This window comes from Mesobacillus sp. QJM3NY_10 (genome assembly GCF_056173465.1).
This window is the reverse complement of sequence record NZ_CM149675.1, coordinates 349,541-375,042: the sequence shown is the minus strand read 5'-3', so window position 1 is coordinate 375,042 and position 25,502 is coordinate 349,541. Positions and strand designations below refer to the sequence as shown.

Genomic DNA, 25,502 nt, shown 5'->3' with positions numbered 1-25,502 from the left:
GGGAGAGGAAATAAATATGAAAGTTATTCGTTCTTATGCCACATCCAGTAATAGTGTTAACATCAGCCGGTTTGTTGAGCAATTAGTGGAAATAGAAATAGAGAAATTAGTCAATAGTAGTAAGGTAAACTCACCAGCATCTCATGGAAAAATTACTCCAGGTGGTGATTATGCATGAGATGTGCAATTTATGCTCGTGTTTCAACAGAATTAGATTCACAAAGGACATCGATAGATAATCAAATTGACATTTTCCAAAATTATGCCGCCCAACAAAATTGGGAAATCGTTAAAGTTTATACGGATAAGCAGTCAGGAACGAAAGAGAATCGACCTGGATTAAAAGCCTTAATTGCAGATGGCAAAGCAGGAAAGTTTGATGTAATAGTAGCTAAAGAGCTTTCCCGCTTGGCACGCAATGGCAAGCTGTCATATGAGCTTAGAGATATCTGTCAGTTCAATAACATTCATATCGTTTGTTTAGATAACTCGATCAACACGGTAGAGGGCAATGTTCAAAACTTTGGGTTATTTGCATGGTTGTATGAAACTGAGTCAGCTAACAGTAGCCGCAGGAATAAGCAAGCCAAATCTGCAAAGGCCAAACGAGGTCTATTTGTTGGATCTATTCCTCCTTATGGTTATTACTCAGATAACGGTGTTCTAAAGATTAAGAATGATAACACGCCAACAATTGTTCGCCGTATTTTCCATGAATTCCTAAGCGGCACAGGAATGGATACAATCGCAAAGAATCTAACAGAAGAAGCTATTTCTACCCCGGCTCAAGTTGCCAATAAAAAAAATGCTTCTAAGCTATGGCATGGTTCAACAGTAAGGAATATACTAGTTAATCGACATTATTGTGGTGATCTAGTACAAGGCCGAACTGAAACGATTATGGTTACTTCTTCAAAAAGGCGTGAAATAGACCTAGAAAACCAAGTCGTAAAAAGAAATACACATGCCGCAATAATCCCAAAAGAAACCTTTAATACGGTGCAAGATTTATTGCAAAGCCGCTCAAGAACAACCACAGCACCAAAAAAGCACCTATTCACAAATGTAATTTACTGTGAGGAATGTCAAAAGGGAATGTGGTATAAAGCCAATCAAAAAGGCTACCGTTGCGGAGGAAATATCAGGTACGGCCAGTCCTTTTGTCCTAACCGTGTTGCAATTCGGGAAAAAGAGCTTATGCAAGTCATTATGGATGACTTACAATCAATTTTTAATACATTGAAAGAAGAAAGCTATAAAAAAACGTTATTGAACAAGCTTAACAAAAAGAAACAATTCCTTCTTAATGAACTAAAAGCAGCACAGTCGGAAATAGAGTCATTAAAAATGGAGAAGCTTGAATACGTCAAGTTGCACATTAGTAAGGTCATTACTCAAGATGAGTTAGTGGATTATCGTGAAATAACGGATAGCAAAATTAAATCTCTACAGTTAAAGCTAGACCAACTTAGAGATAAAATCCAGGAATGCGAAAATGAAAATTATGCCATCCATATCGGTAACAAACTTAAGGATATCTTAACTCTGAATGAATTATCTCCAGAAATCCTGCATTCATTAGTTAAGCAAATCACTTGCAATAAAAACGGCGATATTCACATCCATTACAACTTCGTTAATCCTTTACAAGATATGTAAAAGGCAACTCCCGTAAGGGTTAGTTGCCTTCTTTTAAAATGAGTTGCGAGACACACTCTACATGTGTCGTCTGCGGAAACATATCTACGGGCTGGACTTCAACGGTCTTATATCCGCCATCCTCTAGAATTCGCAGGTCCCTAGCCAATGTAGCCGGGTTACACGACACGTACACAACCTTCTTTGGTTTCATATCAACAATAGTCTGCAACAGTGCCTCGTCACAGCCTTTTCGCGGCGGGTCGACGACCAATACGTCGGCGCTGTTGCCTTCTTCGTACCATGCCGGTATGACTGTTTCGGCTTCGCCGACTGCGAATTCTGTGTTTGTGATGCCGTTCAGTTCGGCGTTTCGTTTTGCGTCTTCGATGGCTTCGGGAACGATTTCGACGCCGAACACCTTCTTGGCTTTTTGCGCTAAAAATAATGAGATTGTGCCGATACCGCAGTAGGCGTCAATCACGGACTCTTCGCCTGTAAGTTCAGCATACTCAAGCGCTTTGTCGTAAAGCACTTTCGTCTGTTCAGGGTTCACCTGATAAAACGAACGCGCGGAGATTGCGAATTTGATGTCACCTATATAGTCATAGATGACTTCGCTGCCCCAGAGAACCTCCGTTTTATCCCCCATGATTACATTCGTTTTCTTCGAATTAATGTTATGGACGATTGATTTAACCTTAGGGAGCCTTGCGATGATTTCCTCCACTAGTTTGTTTCGGTGAGGAATTTCATTCGTTCTGGTCACAATAACAACCATCAACTCGCCCGTTTGCCTGCCGTAGCGGGCCATGATGTGGCGGAGCACTCCTTTGTGGATTTCCTCATTATATGGCTGAATCCCGAGCTCGCTGGCGATTTCTTTTACCGTCTTGATTGCTTCATTGATTTCATCCAGGTGGAGCAGGCTTTCGTCTGTATCAACGATTTCATGGCTGCGCGGCTTGAAGAAGCCTGCGATGAGCTTGCCATCCTTCTCGCCAACAGGCACCTGGGCTTTATTCCGGTAATGCCAGGGGTTGTCCATTCCCAAAATCGGGTGTACCACAACATCCTCAAGCTTGCCAATTCGCGTCAGCACTTGCTTTACCTGGTTTTCCTTATATTTCAGCTGGCCCTCATAACTGATATGCTGCAACTGGCAGCCGCCGTATTTATGGGCATCCTCAGCCGGACACTCAACACGGAAGGTACTTCTTTCAAGGATCTCCATCAGGCGGCCAAAGCCGTAACCCTTGTTCACCTTGGTCACTTTAATGTTTGCCTTTTCGCCGGGAAGTCCGCCCTGAACAAAAATCGGATAGCCGTCAACCTTGGCTACCCCCGCTCCGTCGTGCGTCAAATCCTCAAATACTACATCTATAAAATCGTTCTTTTTAACCGGGATTGTTTTACTCATCATTTCAAGTCCTTTGCTGTGAATTAGCTAAGACAGATTTTATCATATTAAAACAAAGATTGCGAAAGGCATTACCGTGGTTTCAAAACTGAGGTGCAAAACGGCAAGCCATTTTGCACCCTTTTCAAATATATTACCAGCCCTGCGATCCGTACGCTCCAGACCACGGTGCCGACTGGTATCCATATCCTCCAATACCCGGTGATCCCTGGTATCCATAAGCTCCATAACCGGGAGCTCCCTGATAACCATAGCCTGGGCCACCCTGGTAACCATATCCTCCGTATCCCGGACCCCCTTGATAACCGTACCCTCCAAAACCAGCTGCTCCTGAGTATCCATAGCCAGCGCCATTAATCAGTTGTCCTCCCAGATAGCCTATCCCAGCACCTAATAAACCAGCCGCCAGAGTTCCGGCAGCGCCAGTTCCGTAGGATCGAGGATCATGCATATAAGGCATGTTATGTGAATGCATATACATTAAATTGTCCCCTCTCTATGGGTGTTTGTAATGTCCCTTTAACACCCTATGTGAGTTTAGGCAATTGGTTTGGGTTATTGGCCCACTCTTTATGAAATTGGGCAGCTGCTTATGTAGGTAACTACCATCTTTTCATTTCAAATTACGATAGAAAAAAAGAGTGAGAAGACAGGGGAGAACTTGAACTTAAAATCAAGGAATTAGAAAGCTTGCAGGAAAAAAGAACGGGAATCAGCACGATTCCGATCACCATTGCTCTTTTTGATTTCTTAAAATGAAAAAGCGGAGGAGAAATCCATCCGCTTTCCTTTTTACTGTACCGTGAATTCCTTCGACATTTCGTACTTCTCTCCGCCTTTTGGAGTCATCCACACAGTCAAAATATAATCACCTTTTTCAAGATTGAGCTCATGAAGGTCGATGTCATAGGTTAATGACTCTCCCTGCTTCACAGTCTCTTCTCCCAATGCCTGTAAAAAGGACGCAACACTAGAGAAAAGAAAAACCTCTTTGCCATCCTTTGTTTTAACCGAGTAATCGTATCTTTGCGAGCTCGTAAATTCCATAGTCAGTTCTTCTTCCGTCTGATTCTTCACTTCATATTGAAAAATTAACGGACTTCCCTCTGTCAAACTTGCAGCCATCTCTCCCGCCACGATTCCGGCACCTCCCTTATTCTCACTATTATTCGAAACCTGGTTCCCCGTTCCGCAACCAGTCATCAGCAACCCAAGCAGCAATATCATCAATAACTTTTTCATCGCCCGACCCTCCTGTTGATTGAACTCTTCATTATATTTGTCAGGAGAATGCTTCAAAAGGTTACATTAATTGTTAAACTAATTACCAAAAGTTAAACCCAATAATGCAAAAAGAGCTGCTGGTCAGCAACCCTTTTGTTTGAGCTTCATTTTATATACCTGACTCTACTGCGCTATCTTTCACTTCTTGCGGAATTGAGAAGGCTTTGACTGAGTTGATCTCTTTATAATCGGCTTGAATTTTTATAATGATCTGGCCTGATTCGCCATCCATTACCAAGTCTAAATCCGCATCAGATTTTACCTGCTTTAAGAAATAGTTCTTATCGAGCTTTAAGTAATAGATGAATTTGTTTACTTTGGAAAGTTCAACGCTTTCGTCTTGCAGTGACTCTTTCAAGACATCCATGACCAGTTCTTTCTCCTTGTCTGTGGATGAGCTATCAAGTTCAACACTCAGGATGTATCCGTCTTTTTCTTCTTTTAATTCAAAGAGATCGCTGAATTTTTTCAATTGATCAAGATCTTCTTTGACCCCATCTCCACTGGCAAGTTTCTCGAATTCTGGGACATTGCTTACAGGAGCCTTTATCCAATCATCTAATCCCGGCATTGTAACGTAGGCCGATTCTTTATCTATGTATAACTCCATATCGCCATCAACTGTATTCATTTTCATATGTGCCATGAAAGGGTCGTCCAAGTATTTCATATTAATATCTATTGTCTGGTTCACCTTCTGTCCATTGGCATTAATTTCGAATTCGGTTTTCATGTCTGCATCCAAACTATTAATCGAGTTTTTTAAAGCACCTTCTACGACTTCTTCCTTGGTGACTTTTGTTCCACATGCGCCAAGCAAAAGCACAAGCAAGAGACTGATAACAGCTAATAACCTTGACTTCTTCATGAGTACCCCCTATTTTTCTCTTTATTAATCTATTAAAACATAAATCACGAGTCAAAAAGGGAAATATTTCAAACTAGGCTCTTTTATATTTCTTATCATAATATTGCTGCAACCCACTGCTTGTCATCGAGAAGGCTAATATGGTAATCCCTATGGCGATGGTGCCGGTAATCGGCAGCCACGGGTGCGACCAGATGTGGTGGGTAATTTCCGCGAAATAGGTCGGCCATGCATTGGATGCGTTCATCGCCTTATATCCTCCACCAAGCTGGGAAACGAATTCGACGCTCAAAAAGATTTCCACGATGCCAAGCTGACCGATGAGAAATAACGTTCTCCCAAGATCAGAGAAAAACTGAACGATGAAGAACGGCCTTAATGGCGGCCAGTAGTAGTTTTTCAGCATTGTCAACGGCGAAGACCCTGCAACAATACCTCCTTCGACATAAGGTTTTTTTGAAATATCGACCATTCCCTGGAAAAAAATATCGGCAACCCTGCCTGCTTCAATTAAAGCGAGTACAAGCATGATCCAGAGATATCGGTTGCTTGAAAAAGTAATGAACGGTGTGCCAATTAACAGGATGACAAAGAAAATCGGCGGCAAAAATGAGAACAATCGATTCCATATGATCAATATTCTTTGGAAGAATCGCGAATAAAAACTTGCCATCGCTAACGGCATCGCAATGATATAACGAATCAACACAATCGCCAGGATGGTTAACAGCGTTTCTTTCGTACCCAGCAGCACCCTGCTCAATAAATCCTTGCCATTCGCATCCGACCCGATTGGAAAATCCGCGGATGGTGCGAACGGAGGAAGTTCGAATCCGCCATCTTCCTTCTGCCTCATCACTGTTTCTTTTAACGAAGTATCCACGAACGGAAGATAAGGCGACACGAATGATATAAGCACTAGAAAAGACAATATAATCAAGCCAAATAGTAATGATTTATTCATGATTCATCTCCTGAGAAGCCGGGGTGACAAGACTCTTAAAGATCTGTGCAGCCAAATTCGCAACCAGTATGATCGTGGCAAAAAAGATTGCATAACCGGTTGCCGAAATGCCGTCTACCATAATATCCAGTCCAATCCTGAAGCCTGTGCCCCTTAGTACCGCATCAAACAGACCGTCCGCCGCTCCCTGAAAATCCATTAGTTTTTCCACAATAAATAGATTTGATAGTACATAGAGTGTGATAGTATTCGCATGTGCCAGTATTCTAGGAAAGGAGTTTTTCAAAATATGCAGAAACAATATTTTCATGCCGGGAGTTCCTTTTGATTTCGCAGTCCGGATATAATCATTTCCTTCCTGCTCCTGCAAACTTACTCTAGTGATATTCGCAAGGTAGAAAACAGGATAAATCAGCAAAAATAGAATACCAACCACATAGGTTTCCAGTTTTTCACTGCCATATAAGGTCACATGGAAGAACAGACCTTTTTCATATAAATACATCAGGCCAATCTGGGCGACGATGATGAAAAAAAGATCCGGCATCGAGATGAAGAGCCACGTTGTCCCATTCCCAAGGAAGTTCAACTTTTTCCTCTGCATCCGAAAATCAAAAATCCCCTTCAACACTCCAAAAATATAAGCCAAAATCAAAGTCGGAACAATCAGGAGCAAACTTTTCCACGCCTTGCCCCCTATCCGATCAGCATATGTCTGGCCGGGGACAAACTCTCCCAACCCTTTATTCTCTTTTATATAGGCAAAGAAGCCCGTGATATTTTTAATATGCCTGTCCAAGTCATAATCGTAGCTAGCGGATACAAACTGTCCGCCCTTTCCAGTCTCGTATTCCGTCGTACCCGGCAAAAACAAAATACCGATAAACAAAAATACACAGACGATCCATAACGCAAACTGCTCAATTGCCTTCTTCAAATAAACCATGAAGCCTCCTGGTGGACTGTATTTTAATTGTTATGGAACGTTTAATCCATATCACAAAACCTAAAGCTAACAATCTCTCAATAACCCTAATTGGATTCAATGATTCACTATCTCTAATTAGGCGGACGAAACAACACTAGTTATATTTTACCATTTTTAATTTTTCAGAAAAGTGTTTTTTAAAAGTTTTTTATTCTATCTCTACCGGAGCATCCGAGAGGATAATGTAACGGTAAATCGTGAAAATGATATTTTATGTGTACATTAAAACCATTTATGTGACGATAAACTCTGAGAATGCTGTTTTATCCGCACATTAAAACCATTTATGTGACGATAAACTCTGAGAATGCTGTTTTATCCGCACATTAAAACCATTTATGTGACGATAAACTCCGAGATTGCTGTTTTATCCGCACATTAAAACCATTTATGTGACGATAAACTCCGAGATTGCTGTTTTATCCGCACATTAAAACCATTTATGTGACGATAAACTCCGAGATTGCTTTTTTATCCGCACATTAAAACCATTTATGTGACGATAAACTCCGAGATTGCTTTTTTATCCGCACGTTAAAACCATTTATGTGACGATAAACTCTGAGAATGCTGTTTTATCCGCACATTAAAACCATTCATGTGACGATAAACTTCGAGATTGCTGTTTTATCCGCACATTAAAACCATTTATGTGACGATAAACTTCGAGATTGCTGTTTTATCCGCACATTAAAACCATTTATGTGACGATAAACTCCGAGATTGCTTTTTTATCCGCACATTAAAACCATTTTCATATGATGTCAATCTGGTCGAATGCCATTGATAGTAAAAAAAGACGAAGCCCGCGGGCTTCGTCTTAATGTACCTTTTTCTTGGACATATACAAGAATGCTTTGATCATAAAATAGCTAACCTCATCAGGCAGCAACTCTTTAATTGGTTTTAACCTGTCGCGGCCGGCTTCTTCAACGGCTCGCTCGAGGTCTTCAATATGCTCAGTTGGAATCAGCAAGTCATAATCGACTTCCATTCCTTGCTGGATGCACTGAATCAGGTGATTTTCAACAGTGCTTTCCACCAGCTCGCGACTCGCGGCGATTTCAGCAACTGTCTTTCCCGCCTGATGCAGCTTGTACGTTTCGAGATGGGAATCCCCGACTGCTTTTTTCGCCGGCTTCCTGGCTGGCTCCGCAACGGCATTCATCACTGGCTGGCGCTCGGGATGCTCCTCGCAGAACTCGATGATCCGCTGAATGAATGGCGAACCATACTTCTGCAGCTTGTGTTCTCCCACTCCAGCCACATTGAGGAACTCAGCATCCGTCAGCGGCAGCTTAAGGCACATGTCCTTCAACGTGGAATCCGAGAAAATCATAAACGGCGCCACTTTCTCCCCAGAAGCGACCTCTCTCCGCAGTTCACGAAGTTCTTCAAACAATGGATCATCATTGGAAACCTGCTTGATTTGCACTGCTTCCTTTCTGAAAACCTGCGTTTTTCCAAGCAGGACATCCTTCCCTTTTTCAGGTACATAAATCGTCGGGTAGGTGCCATGCTCGACGCCAATCAGCTCCTGGGAAATCAGGAATTCGATCAGGTCATTGATCTGCTTGGCATTACGATCCTTCATCAATCCGTAAGTCGGCAATTTATCGAGACGGAACTCGAGGACTTTTTTATTCCTTGAGCCGGTCAAAACATTGGCTGTCATCGCCTTTCCGTATTTCTGCCCCATCCGAATGATGCACGACAGCACCATTTGCGCATCCTTCGTGACATCCTCTGTCTCACGAGCGTCCGTACAATTGCCGCAGCGTCCGCATTGCACGGTCTCTGTTTCGCCAAAATAGTGAAGGATATAGGATTGCAGGCACTCCTCGGTATGGCAGTAGCCGACCATTTGCTGCAATTTTTCCAGCTCAGGCGCGATTCGCTCGCGGTCTGCTGACTGGTCGATCAAAAAGCGCTGCACCTGGACATCCTGCGACGAATAAAGCACGATACATTCACTGTCCAAGCCATCACGCCCGGCACGGCCTGCCTCCTGATAGTAACTCTCCATATTCTTCGGCATCTGGAAGTGCAGGACATAGCGGATGTTACTTTTATCGATGCCCATTCCGAATGCTGAAGTTGCAACCATCACAGTAGCTTCATCCTGTAAAAACCGCTCCTGTTCGCGGTTCCGGTCTTCATCGTTCATGCCTGCGTGATAGCGGGCGGCATTGAAGCCTTCCTTCTGCAGCCATTCATACAGCTGGTCGACGATTTTCCTGGTCGCCGCATAAATGATGCCAGCTTCCTTTTCATTCTTTTTGATAAAATCCTTTAAGTACGCCTGGCGATCCTGGCCTTTGACAACGGAAAAACTTAAGTTGCTGCGCTCGAATCCAGTGATAACCGTGTTCTCAGGATTTATTTTTAACGATGCGCAAATATCTTCCCTTACCTTCGGGGTCGCGGTTGCCGTCAGGGCGAGCACGATCGGCTTTCTCGGCAAGCGATCAGCAAGTCCGGAAATCTGCAGATAGCTAGGTCGGAAATCATGTCCCCATTGGGAAATGCAGTGCGCTTCATCGACAGCGATCAGAGGAATATCCATATCCTGCAGGTCATCGATGAACTCCCAGGATCCCAGTCGCTCGGGCGCGATGTACAACAGCTTGTACTTTCCGTTCCTGGCATCATCCATTCGCGCCGCAGCTTCACCTGCAGTCAATGAGCTATTGATGTACGTTGCCGGAATGCCTAGCTGGGTAAGTGTATCGACCTGGTCCTTCATCAGGGAGATCAGCGGAGAAATGACAATGGTTGTCCCAGGCAGCACGAGCGCCGGGATTTGATAGACAATCGATTTTCCGCCTCCAGTCGGCATGACACAGACAGTGTTTTCACCTTCCAGCACAGATGAGATCGCCTGTTCCTGCCCCATCCTGAATGAGGAATAGCCAAAATGGTTTTGCAATAATTCATGGGCTTTTTGCAGCATAGTGAGGTGGCTCCTTTCAGTGAGAAAATGTTGAGGGATATTGAGGATATATTCTTTTATTCTAACAGATAAACCATCTGGAACGACAGCAAAAATGCCATGCTCCTAAAAGAAGCATGACACATTCTATTCTGCAATCAGCAATGGTTCTACAATATTATGCCGTGGCAGCACGATACGTATGGTTGTGCCTTCCCCAGGCTGGCTTTCGATATCAATGCTGCCCTGGTGAAGGTCGATAATTCGTTTGCAGGTGAGCAACCCCAGGCCCGTCCCTTTTTCCTTCGTCGAGTAGAAAGGCTCAAACAGACGATTCAACCTTGATTCTGGTATTCCGCAGCCCTTATCAATAATCGTGACCATGACCGATTCCCCACTCACTTCTTCAAGCCTTACGAAGATAAAATGGCCGTTGTTCCCCGTCGCTTCGATTGAATTCTGGAGGAGATTAATGAACACTTGCTTCATCTGGTTCTGGTCACAGGTCAATATATATTCAATGTGAACATTAGATTCTATTTTTATACTTTTAAGGTTAGCCTGTGGTTCCATGAAGGTGATGCAATCCTTAATCAGTTTACTAAAGTTCGCATATTGAAAATTAACATTCTCGTGAGGTTTGGCAATGAACATGAATTCATTGACGATTTGATTAATCCTTTCCATTTCATCCAGCATGATATCAAGGTACGGAACCAACTTTTGCTCCGTAACGCTTTCTTTGACGATTTTAGCAAAGCCTTTCATGGATGTGAGCGGATTTCTGATTTCATGAGCGATTCCTGCTGCCAGCTCGCCCACTACAGCAAGCTTCTCCATTTGCTGTGCCTGCTTTTCTCTTTTTTTTTCGTTGGTGATATCGATCGCTGTCCCGATTACCTCAATAGTATGGTTTTCTTGAATAACAGGATTCAAGATTGCCAAATAGTGAACACCGCCAAAGCTTCCTTCATAGTTGACCTGCTCCCCATTCCACGCCTTTTCGTAAAAAAACTCTTTGCGTAATACCTGGTCAGGCGGCAAAAATTCACACAGCGATTTTCCAGTTACTGTGTCAGGACAAAGACCGACCTTTTCTATGAGCTTGCCTTCGATAAAAGTATGGATGAATTGGTTGTCTTTTTTGATGAATTTGAATATGAAGCCTGTTTCCCTAGGTATGAACTGTTCATAATCTACTGCTGTCCTCTGGTCATTCATACGGCAACATCCTTAGAAAAGATTCGTTCTTTAATAATTCTGTATCCTTAGGGAAAATCCTTTGGATAAAACAGGGAATTCACATCAAATTTATAGATTCATTTACTTAAAAAAGCTGCCTTCCATCCCGGGAAAGCAGCCTGACATTACAAATTTTCTCCAGTCATCTCCATGACCTTTTCTTTCACTTCTTCTATATTACGCATCTTGTTATCCCAGCACTTTTGGCTAAGGTCGACTGGGTACTCTTCGGGATTGAGCATACGTGTGTATTCTTCCCATAGAACACCTAGGCAGTATTTTGAATGCTTGCGGACTTCTTCCAGGCTTGGCTGCTCGTACACAAGCTTTCCCTCTTTAAAGATATCGTGATGCAGATCCCGAGCATCAAAATTGGTGACAAACTTGCTGATAAATGTGTGGACCGGGTGGAACATCTTCAGGCGCTTTTCCTGCTGTGGATTCTCGTCCTCCAGTGTGATGTAATCCCCCTCTGAACGATTATTGGCTTTGTTAATGATCCTGTATACATTTTTGATACCAGGGGTCGTCACTTTTTCAGGATTGGAGGAGATCTTGATGGTGTCCTCCATCGTTCCATCTGCACGCTCAACTGAAACGATTTTATAAACCGCACCTAAAGCAGCCTGTTCATAAGCGGTGATCAGTTTCGTGCCAACTCCCCATGTATCAATTTTGGCACCCTGAGCTTTCAGGTTCATGATTGTATACTCGTCCAGGTCACTGGATGCTACGATTTTCGCATCTTTAAAACCGGCTTCATCAAGCATTTTACGGGCTTCCTTTGAAAGATAAGCGAGGTCCCCGCTGTCGAGACGGATTCCGATGAAATTGATTTTATCGCCGAATTCCTTTGCCACTTTGATTGCGTTCGGCATACCAGATCTCAGCGTATCATACGTATCGACGAGGAACACGCAGTCCCTGTGCGTTTCAGCATATTTTTTAAAAGCGGTGTAGTCATCCCTGTAAGCCTGAACCATTGAATGGGCATGCGTTCCTGAGATTGGGATGCCGAACAGTTTGCCTGCACGCACATTGCTGGTAGAATCGAAGCCTCCAACATAAGCAGCACGCGTACCCCAAAGTGCTGCATCCATTTCATGAGCACGTCGGGTACCGAACTCCATTGCAATTTCATCCTTTACGACCTGCTTGATGCGTGAAGCCTTCGTCGCAATCAATGTCTGATAGTTGACGATATTAAGCAGCGCCGTTTCAATCAGCTGCGCTTCAGCAAGTGGTGCATCGACCCTAACCAGCGGCTCATTGGCAAAGACAATCTCACCCTCTTGCATCGCACGGATGGTGCCTGTAAAACGCATTTCTTTTAAAAAGGCAAGAAAATCCTCATCAAAACTTCCTTCTTCCCGCAGGTATTGAATATCACCTTCTGTAAAACCGAAGTTTTCAATATAGTTGATGATTTTTTCAAGACCGGCAAAAACGGCATAGCCATTGCCGAAAGGAAGCTTGCGGAAAAACAAATCAAACACCGCACGGCGATTATGGACGCCATCACGCCAGTACGTTTCCATCATATTTAATTGGTATAAGTCCGTGTGTAGCATTAAGCTATCGTCTGTGAATTTAGTACTCATCAAAAAACCTCCAAATATACTGCCATGAAATGCTAGACCAAACAGCGGATAAAATGAAACGACGCTCCGCACCATGTGGCCTTGCAAATAGCTGCTACTTTACCTCCGCGCCAATCGAGCTTTCAAAATGGCGAAGCGACCACTCATGGCCAATCTGGTCAAAGGAAGCAACTGCATCCTTATACACAATAACCTTAAATCCCTTATTATAAGCATCGACTGCCGTGTGAAGGACGCAAATATCGGTGCATACACCGACGAGATGCACTTCTGTGATGCCTCGCTCGCGCAGTTTGATCTCAAGGTCCGTTCCCGCGAATGCCGAATACCTCGTTTTGTCGATATAATGCACATGGTCGAGATGCTTATTTTCTTCATAAACTTCCTGCAGGCTGCCGAACAAATCCCTGCCTTTCGTACCGCGGATATTATGAGGCGGATAGAGCTTCGTCTCCGGATGAAACTCATCGCCCTCATCATGGACATCAATCGCGAAAACAACATAGTCACCCTTTTCGATGAACTCCTTCGTCACACCGACAAGCTTCTCTTCAATCGCCTGTCCCGGCTCGCCGCAAGTCAGCCTACCGTCATCCGCCACGAAATCATAAGTATAGTCGATATTGATCAACGCCTTGTTCCCCATTATGTATCCACACCCTTTTATCTTATTATCTTTTATTTTCTTCCAAATATGATTTGTAGGCAAATTTTTCATATCGGCAAGGTATTTTGGTTGGTTAGTTTTTGGATATATTATTCAACACGGACACCGGATAAGGTTTTGTCAGAAGTCACACTAGGTTCAGACAAAACATTAGCCTTTCCTCCTTGTTTTGTCCGAAGTCACACCAGGTTCAGACAAAACCTCGGCTTCTCCTCTTCGTTTTGTCCGAAGTCACACCAGGTTCAGACAAATTTTCGGCTTCTCCCCCTAGTTTTGTCCGAAGTCACACCAGGTTCAGACAAATCTTCAGCTTCTCCTCTTCGTTTTGTCCGAAGTCACACCAGGTTCAGACAAATTTTCGGCTTCTCCCCCTAGTTTTGTCCGAAGTCACAACAGGTTCAGACAAAACCTCGGCTTCTCCTCTTCGTTTTGTCCGAAGTCACACCAGGTTCAGACAAAACCTCGGCTTCTCCTCTTCGTTTTGTCCGAAGTCACACCAGGTTCAGACAAATTTTCGGCTTCTCCCCCTAGTTTTGTCCGAAGTCACACCAGGTTCAGACAAATTTTCGGCTTCTCCCCCTAGTTTTGTCCGAAGTCACACCAGGTTCAGACAAAACCTCGGCTTCTCCTCTTCGTTTTGTCCGAAGTCACAACAGGTTCAGACAAATTTTCGGCTTCTCCCCCTAGTTTTGTCCGAAGTCACACCAGGTTCAGACAAAACCTCGGCCTCTCCTCTTCGTTTTGTCCGAAGTCACACCAGGTTCAGACAAAACCTCGGCTTCTCCTCTTCTTTTTGTCCGAAGTCAAAGTTAATATCAAACCTGGTTTCAAATAATCTATAGTAGATTCCTATACCCTATCCCAACACACAGAAAAACCACTCCAATCAAGGAGTGGTTCCCAATTATTCTGCTTTAAAATTCAATTCAAGGTTCTCCGGCCGGTCTTCAGGACGGATTTCGTCGAGTGGTACGTAGACTTCGATGTGCCTGAACAGGTTTTCGAATTCAGCTGGCAGATTGCCGCCGTATTCACCGTCTAGGTTCAATTGGACAGTTTCCTTGGATTGCACCTTGATCCGATTTGCCTGTGTGTATATCACGCCTGGGTCATTGATGTGTTCACCGCGGACCGCAAGAGAGGCAATTCTAATGAAATCAGCCAGGTTCGTCTTCTTCAAAATCAATAAAGAAAACAATCCATCATTAATCGACGAGTTCGGAGCCAGGCGTTCGAAGCCGCCGACAGAATTCGTCAGCCCGACAAGGAACATCATGACCTCGCCTTCGAACAACTTGCCATCATACTCAATCGTCACTTCAGAAGCACGAATGGATGGCACCATCTCGATTCCTTTTAGATAATAAGCGAGCTGACCCAGCATTGTCTTGAGTTTGCTCGGCACTTCATATGTCAGCTCTGTCAGCCTGCCGCCGCCAGCAATATTTATGAAATATTTATCGTTAATTCGGCCTACGTCAACCGGAATCGTTTCGCCTTTAACAATGATGTCGACCGCAGCCTCAATATCCCTTGGAATATGGAGCGCGCGCGCAAAGTCATTTGTTGTGCCGACTGGAATGACGCCGATTCTCGGGCGGTATTCCTGTTCAGCGATCCCATTGACCACTTCATTGATCGTGCCATCTCCGCCAGCCGCAATCACCAGGTCATAGCGCCGCTCAACCGCAATTCTAGCAGCCTGCGTCGCGTCCCCCTCACCTGTCGTTGCATGGCATGATGTCTCATAGCCGGCATTCTCCAGCTTTACCAAGACCTCCGCAAGATGCTTTTTAAAAATCTCACGACCCGAAGTCGGATTATAAATGATTCTTGCTCTTTTCATACCCATCATCCTACTTAATATGGTTTTTTATTCCATCCTTTTACATCATAGCTCATTACTTCTATCCAGGCAATTACCTCAATATCGATCGTACCGGATATATCATAAACTAAATTCTGTCCATTTGCCAAAAAGAAACCCACTATTAAATCAAAGTGTTAACTATCGTATTTTTCAAAAAACTCTTCCATTCCTACTCATTCTTTTTTACAATACAAAGAGAATGGTTACATAAATTGGAAGCCATCACCTGTGATATAGGTAGCTTACACAGATCTGATTACCCGATCTAAAGCTTAGCAAAAGTACTCGCGTTTCTGCCCGCACGCCATTCGGATTATCTTGCTCAACATTGTGTTCCAGTTTAATATCATCAAACCTAACGTGTTTCAGTAAAAGAAGACTACAAAGTGGCTTTGATAAAACAGACGTTAAAAGCGGCATAATAGTTCCCGAAGGTTTCGGCCAGTCTATTCACTGCCTGCAGAACACACGTTTTCAGCACTGTCCCTACTTATCAAGAAATGATTGGCTCGGTAAAATAAACCTTCTGACATGGACTATTTCAGAATAAAATTATTTAAATAGATTAAAAGGGTGACACTTTATGACTTGGATTTGTCTATTGGCAGCATATTTGGTTGGATCCATTCCAACTGCGTTATTGATTGGCAAATATTTTTTCCATGTTGATATCAGGGACCACGGCAGTAAAAACCCTGGCGCAACGAATACATTTCGGGTCATGGGGAAACGGGCGGCCATTGTCGTCCTCCTTGTGGATGTCGCAAAAGGGATGCTTGCCGCTTCTCTTCCGCTGATCTTCGATTCTCCTGTCGAGCCACTGTACGCGGGCTTAATTGCCGTGATTGGGCACTGTTTCCCAATTTTCGCAGGATTCCGCGGTGGCAAGGCAATTGCAACGACGGCAGGGGCACTGCTGATTGTTGATATTGGAATGTTCCTGGCTGTGTATGTGACCTTTATTGCGGTCGTTTTCTTGACCAAATATGTGTTCATGGGTTCGATTTCAGTGGGAATCGCGATGCTCATTTATTCATTTGTCTCGCCGGAAATTCATGAGCCATTCATCTTTACTGCTTTTATAATATTTCTTATTTTCCTCCATCGTTCTAATCTGCAGAACTTTTTTAGCGGAAACGAACCGAAAATCAATGATAAAAAAGTGAAGGGCGACCGCCTTCCCCCAAAAGATCTTAAGATGTGAACAATAACCATGGCTTTCGGGCCATGGTTATTCTTTTACCCTATAGATATATTAGTAAAATAAATTACTATTAATGGAATAGTAATTTTAGAGAAAAAATAGATTGTTAATCATTTAATTGAAATGATAGAATATTATTTGTATTAGCAATATTTTTTTAATAATTTTCCGAAATAACAAAGGGGGAAAGATTATGTCCAATGAAATGTATCAAATCATTGCCATCGGGATCTACATGGCCGCGATGCTTTATATCGGCTGGTATTCCTACAAAAAGACTAGCAATCTGACTGACTACATGCTTGGCGGCAGATCGCTTGGTCCAGCAGTCACAGCGCTTAGCGCCGGTGCAGCTGATATGAGCGGCTGGCTGCTGATGGGTCTTCCAGGGGGAATTTATGTAAGCGGTTTAGCGAGTGCATGGATTGCCATCGGATTGACAGTCGGCGCATATCTCAACTGGCTTTATGTAGCACCTCGACTTCGTTCTTACACACATGTAGCAAATGACTCCATAACGATTCCAAGCTTCCTTGAAAACCGTTTTAAAGATGATACAAAGCTTTTAAGAATTGTATCCGGAATTGTTATTCTTCTATTTTTTACTTTCTACGTTTCCTCCGGAATGGTCGCCGGAGCGGTTTTCTTCCAAAGTTCATTCGACCTAGATTACCATACCGGCTTATTGCTTGTTTCCGCTGTAGTTGTGGCGTACACACTATTCGGCGGTTTCCTTGCGGTAAGTTACACAGATTTTATACAGGGCATGATGATGCTTCTCGCCTTGCTGCTCGTGCCGATTATCGGCTTCGCGAAAACAGGAGGACCTGCAGAAACGTTCGATACCATCCGTTCGATCGACCCTGCATTGCTTGATTTATTCAAAGGTACAACTGTGCTCGGCATCATATCAACCGCAGCATGGGGCCTTGGCTATTTCGGTCAGCCACATATTATCACCCGTTTCATGGCCATCACATCAATAAAAGAAACAAAGAGTGCAAGAAGAATCGGCATGGGCTGGATGATCTTCTCCTTAATTGGGGCAATACTGACAGCTTTGATCGGTCTTGCTTATTTTACACAGAACCCGGATGTTAAGCTGGATAACCCAGAGGCAGTCTTCATCGTGCTCGGCCAAATCTTCTTCCATCCACTGTTCGCCGGCCTTATGCTCGCAGCCGTTCTCGCAGCGATCATGAGCACCATCTCGTCCCAGCTGATCGTTACATCCAGCGCACTGACTGAGGACTTGTACAAAATCATATTCAAAAAAGAAAAATCAGATAAGCAATATGTATTTTTTGGACGTTTGGCAGTGCTCGTAGTAGCCATTATCGCTGCATCACTGGCATGGGTGCAAAACGATACGATCCTTGGCCTGGTTGCATACGCATGGGCAGGCTTCGGTGCAGCGTTCGGACCGATCATCATCCTGAGCCTTTATTGGAAGAAAATGACCAACTGGGGTGCGATTCTCGGTATGATTGCCGGTGCGGCTACAGTTGTCATCTGGAGCAATGTCGGCTTGAGCGATGTGATGTACGAAATCGTCCCAGGTTTTATTATCAACCTGATTATTTCTGTTGCTGTCAGCTTGGTAACATACAGACCAAATCCTGAGATTGAAAAAGAGTTCGATATGAGTGTTGAGAATTTAAAATCATAATGGCAATACCACAGAGATTTTTTCTCTGTGGTATTTTTATTTTCCTTCTCGATAAAATTTGACAGGAAGTTACATATCAAAGGGAGAATTCCTATAAATATAACTAAAAGCTGAGGGGAAAATGATGAAGAGAAAGCTATTAATCTACGGGACAGCTGCTTTATTACTTTTGAGTATGTTGATTGCCATGGATCGCTATAAATTGTATAAGGAAGAAAAGCCGCCCTTGCCAGTTGTGACGATTGAAGGTGAGGAAATAGCGGTTTTTACAGGAGGATACAATTGGCATGGCACCCGGCAGACTACTGAAGAACCCATTAAACTGATGGCAGGAACGATTCCATCTAAAGCCATGGAAAGACAGAAATTAACGGTAACCTTCCCCGCAGACAAAAAACCAAAACAAATCAACATTACCCAGGTTAATTCTGTTCCCGGTGGGGAGAAACTATCTGCGCAAAGCGATACCATTCTGATACCAAAAAGCCAGACCGTCCAGAACATACTCTTCCAGATAACAGCAGGCTGGGATGAGAAATTCAACTCTTTCAGCACCTATTTCGTCAACTTAGCGATAGAAGACTTGCCCAATTACTATGATTTCCTTTCGAAGGATACTGAGAAACTATCTGTACTGGCCATTGTTCCACGTGGAGATTCTGAAAAGTATGACATTCCCGACGAAGTAAAGGCGAAGCTTGATTCCTTCCAAATATCTGATGATATTAATGGGCTAAAAGAGCGTTATCCTGAACTTACGACAAACGTAACGCCAGTCTATATGATCTTTACTAATACGCATCTTGCCATTTCAGTATTGGATAAGGAAGCACTGTTCAGCATCATAATGGATGATGGTCTGGATTGACGAAGAAGGCCCTTCTGTCAGGTCCTTCATACTATCTTAATCAAAATCAAGATAGTCCTTATTCAAGACCAATCTCTCGCCTTCCTCGAACACTTCTTCCAGTAATTCCATCAAATTTGGATAAGTATCAATCGGCTTGAAACTCCTCATGTCCATTTGAAGGATTTGGCCTTCTCCGTTATAGACAAAGAATGTTCCGGTGGCCATCGAATCCGCAAATACAAATAAGCCATCCAGACGTTTTCTATTTCGTGTGTATGGCGGTATATTCCGAAATGAAATCGGCTGATGGATTTGCTCCTCTATGGTCATCCCTTTATAACCATCCTGTTTGCCGGCAACTCTCAATATATCAAACAAGTAGCAGCCATTTGCCGTTAACAGGAAATCTTTAAAGTCACCCGGAAGATTGCCTATTTCGTCTTCTATTGAATGTAACTCTTCAAAGGTCAATGGTTTTTGGATATGAGTTTGCCAGCGGTCTTCATACAGATTTCCATAAAGGGTTGTGCCAGTCCTTAATTTTTTCCGGTCATCTTTATAAAGCTTGTCTATCTTTTGCAGGTATTCATTATACATGACCACAACTCCCTGATTTTAATCAACTGATATTGTACCTGCCCACTGGCTCGATTTCGAACGAAGCTCGAAGGTCTGATGATCCTTCCAGGCTGCTTTTCCTTTAACTCCATTTTGGCCCCCTCATTCTCCCTACCACTCTCTCCACTCTTCAGTAAGATCCTCGTCAGGCTCCAGACCGGCTTCCCGTGCTTTCTCATCGATGAACTCATATAATTCTTCGCGTTCCAGTGTTTCTATGAAATAATCATATTCTTCGTTGAGCCTGTTAAATTCGATTACGACTTCTTTTACCTTCTTCAGTATGGTCTTTTCTGCAGGGGTCTTCAAAGACTTAAGAGAAGAGATATATTTGTGCAATGCTTTTTCTGAAGCGGCTATGGCCTCCTCGCTGAACATATCGTCTCCTTCCTCCATCCGCTCCCTCCATAAAACGGTTGGCATTAGACCATTCGATCGTGGCACTGACAAAATTTCTTTGTTCTCTTTCCTTACAGCGGTGTATTCCTTCAACCGGTGTGTGTAGTGTTTTTTCTGCGTAAAATAAACCTCTTTTATACGTTCACACGGATATAAATCCCCATCGAGTACAGTGGTCCCTCCAAAAGCAAGCAACTTTAATTGAGACAGTGAATTGGCAAACTGGATCGAGGCTATTTCCCCGCAATCGAGCATTGTTAACTTTTCTAAATCCTTTAGCTCTGCAATAGGGGTAAAGTCACTGATTTTTTTACAGTTTTCCATTTCTAAAACTCTTAAGCTTTTTGATAGGCTTTCAAGACCCTTCAAATCATGTAATGACCTTAAATAGTAGAGGCCCAGCGTTTCCAGGCTTTCCAGACCCTCAGCTCCCTTTAATGAGGTGATGTTCGACTGGATCAGCTCAAAGGATTCTAGATTCTTCAGCGCTGAAAATTGTTCAAGGTTTTTCGTTTTAGGCTTGTAACTCCAGAGCCTCATTTCTTTTAAGTTCTCCAGAGTCCCTATCCCTCTTGCTTTAGGCGGAAGCTGCCCATAAAGCACTTCAAGGGAAGAAATCCTTTCAAAGTCAATCTCCAGAGATGGTCTCGTTTCATTGATTGACAGGGACTTTAGCCTTTTCAAATAGTAAAGTCCTTTAACATCCTTTAAGTCTTCACCTCCAAGAGAAACCATCTCAATGTCTGGACATTCACTTAAAAAGTCTACTTGATCCAGCTCATAAGAAAGATCGACATTATTAATCTGGTGTTCGTGAATATAAACTATCGATTCCTTGAAATTATCCTTACTAATTTTCACTGATACTTCGCCGTCATCATCAATCCGTATTCTTACATTACCTATCTTCAAGAATTTGACCATTTTTGCACCACCGTTAAATTTTTTCTACTAGCTACTTCGTTTTTCCTGCCCCGATGGGTTATTACACTGTCCTATCAGAAGCCCAGCCTAAAAAATACTCTTGAGTTCTTAAGCTTATATTAGCACCACCTGGTATGTAAGAATATGTATTTAAAGCACTAATTTTCAGTGTACATTTCCCTCTTTCCCGGGAAATATCGACAAAAAAGCTGACGAATAAATCGTCAGCTTTCGCTATTATCTTTTATTTAATTCTTCGACTAGCAATTTGTTTACAAGCGGCGGGTTCGCTTGGCCTTTTGTAGCTTTCATGATCTGGCCGACGAGGAAGCCTTTTGCTTTATCCTTGCCGCCTTTGAAATCTTCTACTGATTGCGGATTCGCATCAATGATCTCGGTGATGATCTTTAGCAATTCGCCTTCGTCTGAGATTTGGACGAGGCCCTTCTCCTTGACGATTTTCTCTGGGTCGCCGCCGTTTTCGACCAATTCCTTGAAGACCTGTTTTGCGATTTTCGAGGAAATTGTGCCGTTCTCGATCAGCTGAATCATTCCGCCAAGTCCTTCCGGAGTCAACGCTGTTTCGTGAAGCTCTTTCGATTCTGCCTTCAGGTAGGCTGAGAATTCTCCCATCAGCCAGTTGGATGCCTGCTTCGGATCCGCCCCGGCTTTCACAGCAGATTCAAAGAAATCAGCCATTTCTTTTGATACCGTTAGCACCTCTGCATCGTAAGCTGGCAGTCCCATTTCCTCGACATATCGCTTCTTGCGCTCGTCGGGAAGCTCCGGAATTTCCGCACGAACTCTTGCCTTCCACTCCTCATCAATGTAAAGATCAGGTAGATCGGGTTCAGGGAAATAACGATAGTCATCGGAGCCTTCCTTTACGCGCATTAGGATCGTCGTGTTATTCGCATCATCGTAACGGCGTGTTTCTTGCTGGATTTCACGGCCAGCGAGGATTTCCTGTTCCTGGCGTTTTTCTTCATATTCAAGCCCTTTTCGTACAAAGTTGAACGAGTTCAAGTTCTTCAGTTCAGTCTTTGTGCCGAATTCCTTCTGACCAACCGGCCGGATTGAGATGTTCGCGTCACAGCGGAGTGAACCCTCTTCCATTTTACAATCCGATACGCCTGTATACTGAATGATGGACTTCAGTTTCTCCAGATAAGCATACGCTTCATCCGGAGTGCTTATATCGGGCTCCGATACGATCTCAACAAGCGGTGTTCCCTGGCGATTGTAGTCAACGAGGGAATATCCATTGCCATGCGTTAGCTTTCCAGCATCCTCTTCCATATGGATGCGCGTAATGCCGATTTTCTTTTTATAACCATTAACCTCGATTTCGATCCAGCCATTCTCGCCGATCGGCTTGTCGAATTGGGAAATCTGGTAAGCCTTTGGGTTGTCCGGATAAAAGTAGTTCTTCCGGTCAAATTTCGTATGCTCCGCAATTTCGCAGTTCAAAGCCATAGCGGCTTTCATAGCGTACTCAACCGCTTTTTTATTCACGACTGGCAGTACTCCCGGGTATCCAAGGTCGATCACGCTAGTATTTGTATTCGGCTCGGCACCAAAATGGTTCGGGCTCGCCGAAAAGATTTTCGATTCTGTTTTTAATTCAACATGGACCTCAAGGCCAATTACCGTTTCAAACTTCATCATTTTCCCCCCCTTTACATCTCAGGTTGTTGTTTATGGAAATCTGTCGCCTGCTCGAAAGCATGTGCAACCTTATAGACAGTACTCTCATCAAAATGACGTCCGATGATCTGCAACCCAAGCGGCAGACCTTTATCAAAACCGCAAGGAACCGAGATCGCCGGTACGCCCGCAAGGTTCACCGGAATCGTTAAAATATCATTCGCATACATCGTCAGTGGGTCTCTTGTGTTCTCGCCAAGTTTGAATGCTGGCGTAGGCGCAGTCGGCCCAACGATGACATCGTATTGTTCAAATACTTTTTCAAAGTCATGCTTGATCAGGGTGCGGACCTTCTGTGCTTTCTTATAGTGGGCATCGTAATAGCCAGCGCTAAGTGCAAACGTACCAAGCATGATCCGGCGCTTAACTTCTTCACCGAAGCCTTCCTCACGGGTCATCTTGTACATTTCAAGCAGATTCTCCGCATTTGGTGAACGGTAACCATAGCGAACACCGTCAAAGCGGGCAAGGTTCGCTGACGCTTCAGATGAAGACAGCAAGTAATAGGTCGCCAAAGCATACTTGGAGTGCGGCAGGGAAACCTCTTCCCAAGTCGCCCCCAAGCGCTCAAGAATGACAAGTGCGTCCATAACTGATTTGCGGACTTCTTCGTTCACCCCCTCACCGAGGTATTCCTTCGGCACAGCGATTCGTAAGCCCTTGATATCCCCAGTCAATGAAGCGATATAGTCAGGGATGTCCACGTTTGCGGAGGTCGAATCCATTTCATCGTATCCCGCGATCGCTTTTAACAGAAAAGCATTGTCTTCTACATTTCGTGTGATTGGTCCGATCTGGTCCAAAGAAGACGCAAATGCGATTAGTCCAAAGCGTGAAACTAGCCCGTAGGTTGGCTTCATGCCGACCACTCCGCAGAAAGATGCCGGTTGGCGGATCGAACCGCCTGTATCTGAGCCAAGTGAGAACAACACTTCACCAGCAGCAACCGATGCAGCCGAACCGCCAGATGAACCACCAGGTACCCGATCAAGATTCCACGGGTTATAGGTCTTTTTGAAGCCGGAATTTTCGTTTGAAGATCCCATCGCGAACTCGTCCATGTTCAGCTTGCCGATCGTCACTGTTTCCGCTTGGTTCAGCTTTTGGATGACAGTAGCATCATAAATAGGATTAAAGTTTTCGAGAATCTTGCTCGCCGCTGTCGTGCGCAAACCCTTTGTGACGATATTGTCCTTGATGCCAATAGGCAGTCCGTATAACTTGCTCGTTGGCTTGTTCTGGATAACCTTGTCGTCCAATGCCTTCGCCGCTGCCCTTGCGTTTTCTTCATCTAATGTTAAAAACGCCTGGACCTTGCCTTCGACCTCGCCAATCCGCTTGTACGATTCATCAACCAGGTCGGAAACGCTTAGATCTCTTTTATGTAGAAGCTCATGAAGCTCCGAAATCTTATGTTCAAATAAACTCATCGCCGGTCCTCCTACTCCATAATTCCTGGCACTTTGATCTGGCCATCCTGGTGCTCAGGCGCATTCTTCAAAACTTCTTCACGCGGCAAGCCCTCTTTAGCACGGTCCTCACGCATGACATTCTTTATTTCAAGCACATGTGCAGTAGGCTCAACATGATCCGTATTCAGCTCATTCAACTGCTCAGCATATGTAATGATTTTATCCAGCTGGTCCGTCAGCATTTGCGCTTCCTCTTCTGTAATCGCCAATCTCGCCAGGTGTGCGACATGCTTCACCTGCTCCTCAGAAATCCTTGACATAAAAGCACCTCCATCGTAAATCGTCAGACAATAATAATAATGATCATAGCAAAGTTTTCCACGTTAAAGCAATACAAGCTTTGCTGTTTGTACTATTTTAACATGAGAGGGCCAAGATCGCAGGAAATTAGCGATTCTCCGCGGCTACTAAATGGTAAAGTATAGATATCGATGAATGGAGGGCTGACATGACAGTCGTATTAGAGTTATTGAGGATCATACTGCTATTTGGCATTCTGGGTGGGATATTAGGGACAATCCTTGAAAAAGTGTACTCGCTGTTCGATTTAAACACTGAACCTTTCGAATGGCTGGGCCATATCGCCATCATGCTACTGCTGTTTGTATTTTACCGGAACAAACTTCAATTCAGTGGCTGGTACAAGGGGAAAGGACGAGAAAAACTTTCTGCCAGAACGACATGCTCATTGTTTTTGGTTTCGGTCTTATTGCTCGTTCTGATGCCTATATTAAGCTACTTATTATAATGGAGGATATGATGATGAAATTATTATATATTGGTATTCTGTTATTAACCGCATGCAGCGATCCTTCCCCGTTAAAATCGGATATCGAGGTAAAAATCAACGAACTGTTCGGCACCAAATTCGGGCTTGTTGACCAGGTCTATATCCAATCTGAAGGAAAATCACTGACAGTATTAAATCCAAGAGAGTTTTTAGGCTATCTGGAGGGAGCAGAAAAAACAGCAGGCGAGGAAATTCCCGGTGCGATTGCCATTGTTTTAAAAACTTCTCCAGGTATGAAGGAGTACAGCAAAGAACAAACCATTGAAGAGTTAAGCTTTGTCACTGATAAAAAATTGATTTGTAATGAGGATTATTGCTACAAAACCTCCAAGGAACTTGCGGATCTAATTGAGTCTCTTAATTAGAGAGGAGAATGGTGAATAACACCATTCTCC

General features: G+C 43.7%; 23 protein-coding genes. 7 read left to right on the top strand and 16 right to left on the bottom strand.

Features of this window, described 5'->3' with window-relative positions; all coding sequences use genetic code 11:
- The first annotated feature begins 16 nt into the window (after positions 1–16).
- Complete coding sequence (locus AC0VX7_RS01910) at positions 17–178, top strand: hypothetical protein (protein WP_475426407.1); 162 nt, start codon at positions 17–19, stop codon at positions 176–178.
- Positions 175–1,659 carry a recombinase family protein gene (locus AC0VX7_RS01905; RefSeq protein ID WP_475426406.1) on the top strand — a complete coding sequence of 495 codons (1,485 nt, stop codon included), beginning with the start codon at positions 175–177 and terminating at the stop codon, positions 1,657–1,659. The genes AC0VX7_RS01910 and AC0VX7_RS01905 overlap by 4 nt, the downstream gene beginning before the upstream one ends.
- A 19-nt stretch (positions 1,660–1,678) precedes the next feature.
- Here AC0VX7_RS01905 and rlmD read toward each other — a convergent pair whose 3' ends face one another.
- From rlmD to AC0VX7_RS01850, 11 genes are all read right to left on the bottom strand, one after another.
- Positions 1,679–3,058 carry a 23S rRNA (uracil(1939)-C(5))-methyltransferase RlmD gene (gene rlmD, locus AC0VX7_RS01900; protein ID WP_475428058.1) on the bottom strand — a complete coding sequence of 460 codons (1,380 nt, stop codon included), beginning with the start codon at positions 3,056–3,058 and terminating at the stop codon, positions 1,679–1,681.
- A gap of 133 nt (positions 3,059–3,191) precedes the next feature.
- Positions 3,192–3,539 (bottom strand): hypothetical protein, encoded by a 348-nt coding sequence (locus AC0VX7_RS01895; RefSeq protein ID WP_475426405.1) that lies wholly within the window; start codon positions 3,537–3,539, stop codon positions 3,192–3,194.
- A 311-nt stretch (positions 3,540–3,850) separates the two neighbouring features.
- The gene (locus AC0VX7_RS01890; protein ID WP_475426404.1) at positions 3,851–4,300 is read right to left on the bottom strand and encodes a BsuPI-related putative proteinase inhibitor; all 450 of its coding nucleotides are present in this window, start codon (positions 4,298–4,300) and stop codon (positions 3,851–3,853) included.
- A 151-nt stretch (positions 4,301–4,451) separates the two neighbouring features.
- The gene (locus tag AC0VX7_RS01885; protein WP_475426403.1) at positions 4,452–5,210 is read right to left on the bottom strand and encodes a DUF6612 family protein; all 759 of its coding nucleotides are present in this window, start codon (positions 5,208–5,210) and stop codon (positions 4,452–4,454) included.
- A gap of 73 nt (positions 5,211–5,283) precedes the next feature.
- On the bottom strand, positions 5,284–6,174 hold the full coding sequence (locus AC0VX7_RS01880) for an ABC transporter permease subunit (protein WP_475426402.1): 891 nt from the start codon (positions 6,172–6,174) through the stop codon (positions 5,284–5,286).
- Entirely contained in the window at positions 6,167–7,120 is a 954-nt protein-coding gene (locus tag AC0VX7_RS01875) for an ABC transporter permease subunit (RefSeq protein ID WP_475426401.1), read from the bottom strand. Before AC0VX7_RS01875 ends, AC0VX7_RS01880 begins: the two co-directional genes overlap by 8 nt.
- Before the next feature lie 862 nt (positions 7,121–7,982).
- Positions 7,983–10,115 carry a DNA helicase RecQ gene (gene recQ, locus AC0VX7_RS01870; protein WP_475426400.1) on the bottom strand — a complete coding sequence of 711 codons (2,133 nt, stop codon included), beginning with the start codon at positions 10,113–10,115 and terminating at the stop codon, positions 7,983–7,985.
- A gap of 126 nt (positions 10,116–10,241) precedes the next feature.
- Positions 10,242–11,315 (bottom strand): ATP-binding protein, encoded by a 1,074-nt coding sequence (locus AC0VX7_RS01865; protein WP_475426399.1) that lies wholly within the window; start codon positions 11,313–11,315, stop codon positions 10,242–10,244.
- A 146-nt stretch (positions 11,316–11,461) separates the two neighbouring features.
- Positions 11,462–12,937 (bottom strand): nicotinate phosphoribosyltransferase, encoded by a 1,476-nt coding sequence (locus AC0VX7_RS01860; protein WP_475426398.1) that lies wholly within the window; start codon positions 12,935–12,937, stop codon positions 11,462–11,464.
- A gap of 94 nt (positions 12,938–13,031) precedes the next feature.
- A complete protein-coding gene (locus tag AC0VX7_RS01855) occupies positions 13,032–13,583 on the bottom strand; it encodes a cysteine hydrolase family protein (RefSeq protein ID WP_475426397.1) in 552 nt (183 codons plus the stop codon).
- A gap of 925 nt (positions 13,584–14,508) precedes the next feature.
- Positions 14,509–15,450 carry a diacylglycerol kinase gene (locus AC0VX7_RS01850; RefSeq protein ID WP_215034956.1) on the bottom strand — a complete coding sequence of 314 codons (942 nt, stop codon included), beginning with the start codon at positions 15,448–15,450 and terminating at the stop codon, positions 14,509–14,511.
- A gap of 607 nt (positions 15,451–16,057) precedes the next feature.
- On the opposite strand from AC0VX7_RS01850, the gene plsY reads away from it, so the two are divergent.
- The 3 genes from plsY to AC0VX7_RS01835 all read left to right on the top strand — a co-directional run bounded on the left by plsY (position 16,058) and on the right by AC0VX7_RS01835 (position 19,215).
- Positions 16,058–16,678 carry a glycerol-3-phosphate 1-O-acyltransferase PlsY gene (plsY, locus tag AC0VX7_RS01845; protein ID WP_475426396.1) on the top strand — a complete coding sequence of 207 codons (621 nt, stop codon included), beginning with the start codon at positions 16,058–16,060 and terminating at the stop codon, positions 16,676–16,678.
- A 193-nt stretch (positions 16,679–16,871) separates the two neighbouring features.
- Entirely contained in the window at positions 16,872–18,347 is a 1,476-nt protein-coding gene (putP, locus tag AC0VX7_RS01840; RefSeq protein ID WP_475426395.1) for a sodium/proline symporter PutP, read from the top strand.
- Between the two features lie 121 nt (positions 18,348–18,468).
- Positions 18,469–19,215 (top strand): hypothetical protein, encoded by a 747-nt coding sequence (locus AC0VX7_RS01835; protein WP_475426394.1) that lies wholly within the window; start codon positions 18,469–18,471, stop codon positions 19,213–19,215.
- A 36-nt stretch (positions 19,216–19,251) separates the two neighbouring features.
- On the opposite strand, the gene AC0VX7_RS01830 is transcribed toward AC0VX7_RS01835, so the two are convergent.
- The 5 genes from AC0VX7_RS01830 to gatC form a co-directional block, all read right to left on the bottom strand.
- A complete protein-coding gene (locus AC0VX7_RS01830; protein ID WP_475426393.1) occupies positions 19,252–19,794 on the bottom strand; it encodes an SMI1/KNR4 family protein in 543 nt (180 codons plus the stop codon).
- A gap of 132 nt (positions 19,795–19,926) precedes the next feature.
- Positions 19,927–20,238: a hypothetical protein gene (locus AC0VX7_RS01825; RefSeq protein ID WP_475428057.1), complete on the bottom strand. Its 312-nt coding sequence runs from the start codon at positions 20,236–20,238 to the stop codon at positions 19,927–19,929.
- Between the two features lie 1,137 nt (positions 20,239–21,375).
- Positions 21,376–22,803 (bottom strand): Asp-tRNA(Asn)/Glu-tRNA(Gln) amidotransferase subunit GatB, encoded by a 1,428-nt coding sequence (gene gatB, locus AC0VX7_RS01820; RefSeq protein ID WP_475428056.1) that lies wholly within the window; start codon positions 22,801–22,803, stop codon positions 21,376–21,378.
- Between the two features lie 14 nt (positions 22,804–22,817).
- Entirely contained in the window at positions 22,818–24,275 is a 1,458-nt protein-coding gene (gene gatA / locus AC0VX7_RS01815) for an Asp-tRNA(Asn)/Glu-tRNA(Gln) amidotransferase subunit GatA (RefSeq protein WP_475426392.1), read from the bottom strand.
- 11 nt (positions 24,276–24,286) lie between these two features.
- Positions 24,287–24,577 carry an Asp-tRNA(Asn)/Glu-tRNA(Gln) amidotransferase subunit GatC gene (gatC, locus tag AC0VX7_RS01810; protein ID WP_215034938.1) on the bottom strand — a complete coding sequence of 97 codons (291 nt, stop codon included), beginning with the start codon at positions 24,575–24,577 and terminating at the stop codon, positions 24,287–24,289.
- Positions 24,578–24,765: 188 nt separating this feature from the next.
- Here gatC and AC0VX7_RS01805 point away from each other — a divergent pair, with 188 nt between their 5' ends.
- Together AC0VX7_RS01805 and AC0VX7_RS01800 are read left to right on the top strand one after the other, a co-directional pair.
- The gene (locus AC0VX7_RS01805; protein ID WP_475426391.1) at positions 24,766–25,065 is read left to right on the top strand and encodes a hypothetical protein; all 300 of its coding nucleotides are present in this window, start codon (positions 24,766–24,768) and stop codon (positions 25,063–25,065) included.
- Positions 25,066–25,076: 11 nt separating this feature from the next.
- A complete protein-coding gene (locus AC0VX7_RS01800) occupies positions 25,077–25,472 on the top strand; it encodes a hypothetical protein (protein ID WP_475426390.1) in 396 nt (131 codons plus the stop codon).
- The last annotated feature ends 30 nt before the right edge of the window (positions 25,473–25,502 follow it).